A 4,197-nucleotide genomic window follows, 5' to 3' on the forward strand; every position below is an offset into this window, starting at 1 on the left:
GGTACCTTTGCGTCGCTCATTTCTCAATGTCCTCGACAGTCATTCATCGCTCGGGATTCACTCAATGACGGCGAGACATTGCTTGTCCGCTAGCGTGGGCAGGTCGCCCCAATAGGGAATCAACTCGCCGCGATCGTTGCGGAACGCGAATCGCCGGACAGCGGCGTCATTGCTCTTGTACTGCCAGATCTCGCGCACGCGTTCGGTGATGCCGCCGCGAATCAAATGCACGGTTGCGCCGACACGGTGTTCAGGCAGCAGACTGTCCCACGTCTCCAGTAACGATTCAAAGGACGCAATGACGTAGGTCGTAATAAGCTCCAACGGCTCCAGGGACGCCGGGTAAAGCTGAAGCACCAGCAAAGGATTGACGGGCACGGCAGCGACAACACGCCACGGCAGATAGGGAGGCACCGGATCCTGACCGCTTGCACGGTCCAGCCACATCTCTTTAGTTAACAACATACATCTACCCATTCGCAAAAAAAGGAGGCGTCCCCAAGCCATAACGCGTCAGCACGGCGGCACGGGGCAGACCTCTCGCATCTGGCTGCCGGAAGAGCAGCGAAAGAAGCCGCGACGACGCCTCCGGCCTGAATAACCGGGGACGGGCACATAGTGCTATGGCTCGCCAGGTTCTCATCAATCTGTACGCGCATCCACCGTGGGCAATCAACGCGCAACAATCCCGCCCTCATCGCGCGGCAGTGCGCGAGGCCGTTAGGTCGCGCTTGCGCCCCTCCGATAGCGTGCCGTGACGTCCGTCCAGTGCTTGACATCGTTGACCTGACACCAGGCCTCCCACACATACCAGGCATTGCTCGTCGCGATTCCATCTGTTTCCTGCAGCACGTAAATGCGCCCGCTTACCGTCTCGCAGCGCATGGCGCTGGCGTCAAAGCGAACAATGGTGCTACTTACCTGCCCGGTACCGTTATCGAGATCGATTCCGACCAGATGATGCTCACCCCGATCCGTCTCCACAATGCTCCACCCACCCAGATCAAATTTCGGCTTGCTTGCCAATGCACTGGTACCCCAGAACATGCACTGCCCTCCTATGCAAGATCGAGCGCCGGCCCAAGGCATACCCGGGCGCCTTGATGCCGTTCACCGACCACCATTGAGAAAGCTCTCCCACTCCCATAAGTGAGCACAGTCCAGTGGATCCGGCACTTCGCTGACGATTGGGCGTGTCTCGTAGCGGATGTGGTTAACGAAAAATGTACGGGCCGGTTCGGGAATCTCACACAACCGAACATACGCAGCGCCAGGCACCCCTGAGCGATGGATCGGTACGTCAGGGACGGCCGGCCGCTTCGGCAGTGCCTCCTCGCCCGTCAAGGCCACGGCAATTGCCCGGGCCACCAGATCCCAGATGCTCCCCGACCAGCGCGGATAGTCCTTGAGTTCCCCCGTATAGACATCGTCCAGGAGATCCTCGTTCATGCCGATGGAATAGTCGGCCAGCGCCCCCGACCGTTCGCGTGCGATGTTCGCAGTGGCCAGCGTGCGGCGGCCCGATTCGCGACCACCAGGAAATAGTTCGACGGTGAGGCGCAGCAATGTGATCTTCCTTCGAATCTCAATTCATGAGCGGTTGATTGGCGAGCATGATGCGCTTGCGTTGACGATTCATGGCTCGGCTTCTAATTGCGCCCAGAACCACTGAATGACATCAGGTACCCTAAAGCGAAAAAGATTTGGGGAAAGCTCATCGGTGACCACAACCTGGGCTGAATAGTAAAAGTCCCGACCATACTCAATCTCGATCACAGTTGTCCGCAAACTGCGCACCGCCGCAGCCACCGCTTCTTGGCCTTCTCCATGCCGAAATAGCGACAGGAGTTCCTGATATGACACTGAGCTTGCTTCCGCTGAGTGCCTGTCCCGATAAGCAAGCAAATACAGGTAGTCGCAGATTCCCCCTGCCAACGGCGAAAGGTCCCCCTCAAGCTTGAGCCGCCCTTCACTTCTCGCAACCATCGCAGCAAGCAAATGGCTAGCGCCGATTCGCGGTGACCCTTCTCGCACTGAATCCGATTGCATCGCAACTCTTTCCGACCTTTCGCTTATCCAACCAACCAGCCGTCGAGCCTAAGTTGTGTCCGGTGAATGCCGGAGACGAACACACATCATCATTGCCCGGCAATCGCCTGCGCCTTCTCGGTCGACAGAGGCATCTTGATGTGCTGAGATTGCGGCTGCCAGCATTCTCCCTACGCGCCGTAGCGTCGCTCGGGATCCGTGGACGTCCAATCGCACAACACGCGAGTGGGACTGAACGATCCGTTGGCATTGAACGCCCCGAACGAAGAGGAAGCCTCAAGCGGTGTAGCCCCTCAGCTCCGACGCTCACCAAAGACGGTGTCGACATCTGGATTGTAGGCATATACGTTGTATATGTAAATGATGACAACGAAAACGATGACAATTCATATGCTATAGACGCCGGCGTTGTAATCATGGATATATCGTCACTTTAGAACTGACGGTTCCATGGAATGGCGTCACTCCGGCAGACATTCGCTCACAACCTTAGGAGACTTCGTGAGGAACGAGGTTGGTCACAGGATGACCTAGCCGAGCGCCTTCATACGGACCGGACTTCTATAAGCCGCATAGAGCGACTGGCGCCAAACGTCGCGCTTGACAAGGTGGCGCAGTCGGCGGTGGCACTCGGGGTTGATGCGCGGCAGTTGCTGTCTACCGGGATCCACAGCGTAAGGACTGGCCCAACCCACCATGGTGTATCTCCCTCGCCCCAGCTTGTTGGGGCGGCGGTCCGACGCCTGAGAGAGGCTGGTGATATTTCTCAACGGCAGTTAGGAGACAGGGTAGGGCTAGACCGCAATCACATTTCGAGAATCGAAATGGGCTCAACAAATATAGCGCTAGACACTCTGGAGAAGGTTGCAACTGCGTTGGGAGTAGCCGCCTCAGATTTGCTTTCGCATAAATAGTCTCCGGACCAAGACACCTTGGGAGCAAAAGTTGCTTCGCCCTCACCCGTTAGGATGTCGCATCGGGAGGCGTATCCGATTGCGCGCGCCGGGGGAGCAAGGCTTGATCAATGGACGGCACCTCCTCGCGCGAGTCGACAAGCACCCGAAGTCGCTCTCGATCTTCGTCATTAACGAGGTCTGGAAAGCAATTGATCAACGCTATTAGACGGTCACTTTCCACGATTCCGAAGAGATAGCGTGATACGACCGGCAAGCAGTCTGGGGTCGGTTCGCAGAGACCCGCCAGATCGCGGTTCAGAGCTTCCTCTATTGCGAGAGCTACCCACCGCGAGCAAGGGCGCCTCTCCCGTTCCGCCAGTCGTCGCACTAGGTCGTAGGTCGCCAAGGATAGGGAAACAGTCACCCTTCGACGGGGTTCACGCAAGATGTCGTGGCGTCCCTTTTGCGCAGGAGGGAGTTTGCTGATCATGGATTGTCATGCTCCATGGCCAACCCTTCCGTATAGACGGCCCACTTGGCGCGAATTCTTGGAAGATCTGGCATGTCCATTGCCACCCATACTGCCCCGTCCTCCACGATGCGCTGATATGCAACCTGCTCTTCGAAAGTCATCAAATGAGGCGCGTGCATACCCAGTTTGACTACGCGATCGGCCTCCTCAACCGACCACAGCAGGGCCACAGCTTCTTCGGTGGAGACTTGCTCCGTCCGGTTATCGCATGTGACGCGGAAGGTCAGCGTTCTCAATTTCTCGGATACCGCCCAAGCAACGAATTGGCCCAGCGACCGATGTTGGTCGCGTGCGGCGAGGATGGCCATATAGCGGTCGAGTGGAGGCAACCGAGCCCCCGTGACCTGGACTCGCTGTCGCTTGATACGGCTCGGCACTTGTTGTCCGACTGATGTCGGTGTGATCTCGACCTCGGGCGACGGGATGGGCTCAGAAACGCGGCGTCTCGCCATTCGCAACTCCAGAAAGATTCTTTCAGCAGATTAGGCGTTACATCCGTTTCGTCAATAGAGTCTCGTTTCGGCTCCTTTCGACACCAGCGTCTCGTAGCAAGGCTCTGTTCTCCGACCTAGACTGCAGGAGGGGCTGCGGCAGCAGCCACGCACCCCAAGCCTTATTGGCCGGCGGCTGTTACGAAGTCCCGACAATTTCACGGGTGCAGTTGGTCGAACAGCAGCATGTCCAGGCGACAAACGATCGTCTTGTCGATCAAAGGGGCCC

Annotated in this window: 6 protein-coding genes; 1 reads left to right on the plus strand and 5 read right to left on the minus strand. The window is 57.6% G+C overall.

The annotated features are described in order from the left end of the window. Positions 1-57: 57 nt before the first annotated feature. From A3A5_RS0113605 to A3A5_RS41505, 4 genes are all read right to left on the minus strand, one after another. A complete protein-coding gene (locus tag A3A5_RS0113605; RefSeq protein ID WP_018311121.1) occupies positions 58-465 on the minus strand; it encodes a hypothetical protein in 408 nt (135 codons plus the stop codon). A 255-nt stretch (positions 466-720) separates the two neighbouring features. Further along, positions 721-1,047 carry a hypothetical protein gene (locus A3A5_RS0113610; RefSeq protein ID WP_018311122.1) on the minus strand — a complete coding sequence of 109 codons (327 nt, stop codon included), beginning with the start codon at positions 1,045-1,047 and terminating at the stop codon, positions 721-723. Between the two features lie 63 nt (positions 1,048-1,110). After that, a complete protein-coding gene (locus A3A5_RS0113615) occupies positions 1,111-1,566 on the minus strand; it encodes a hypothetical protein (protein WP_018311123.1) in 456 nt (151 codons plus the stop codon). 69 nt (positions 1,567-1,635) lie between these two features. Continuing rightward, positions 1,636-2,049, minus strand: a complete 414-nt coding sequence (locus A3A5_RS41505; protein WP_232431344.1) for a hypothetical protein — start codon at positions 2,047-2,049, stop codon at positions 1,636-1,638. 455 nt (positions 2,050-2,504) lie between these two features. On the opposite strand from A3A5_RS41505, the gene A3A5_RS41510 reads away from it, so the two are divergent. After that, positions 2,505-2,963, plus strand: coding sequence for a helix-turn-helix domain-containing protein (locus A3A5_RS41510; RefSeq protein ID WP_081623903.1), 459 nt, complete (start codon positions 2,505-2,507; stop codon positions 2,961-2,963). A gap of 468 nt (positions 2,964-3,431) precedes the next feature. Here the strand turns inward: A3A5_RS41510 and A3A5_RS0113630 are convergent, their stop codons facing one another. Continuing rightward, positions 3,432-3,785, minus strand: a complete 354-nt coding sequence (locus A3A5_RS0113630) for a hypothetical protein (RefSeq protein WP_157637225.1) — start codon at positions 3,783-3,785, stop codon at positions 3,432-3,434. Positions 3,786-4,197 lie beyond the last annotated feature (412 nt).

This window comes from Cupriavidus sp. UYPR2.512, from assembly GCF_000379565.1.
Classification (GTDB): domain Bacteria; phylum Pseudomonadota; class Gammaproteobacteria; order Burkholderiales; family Burkholderiaceae; genus Cupriavidus.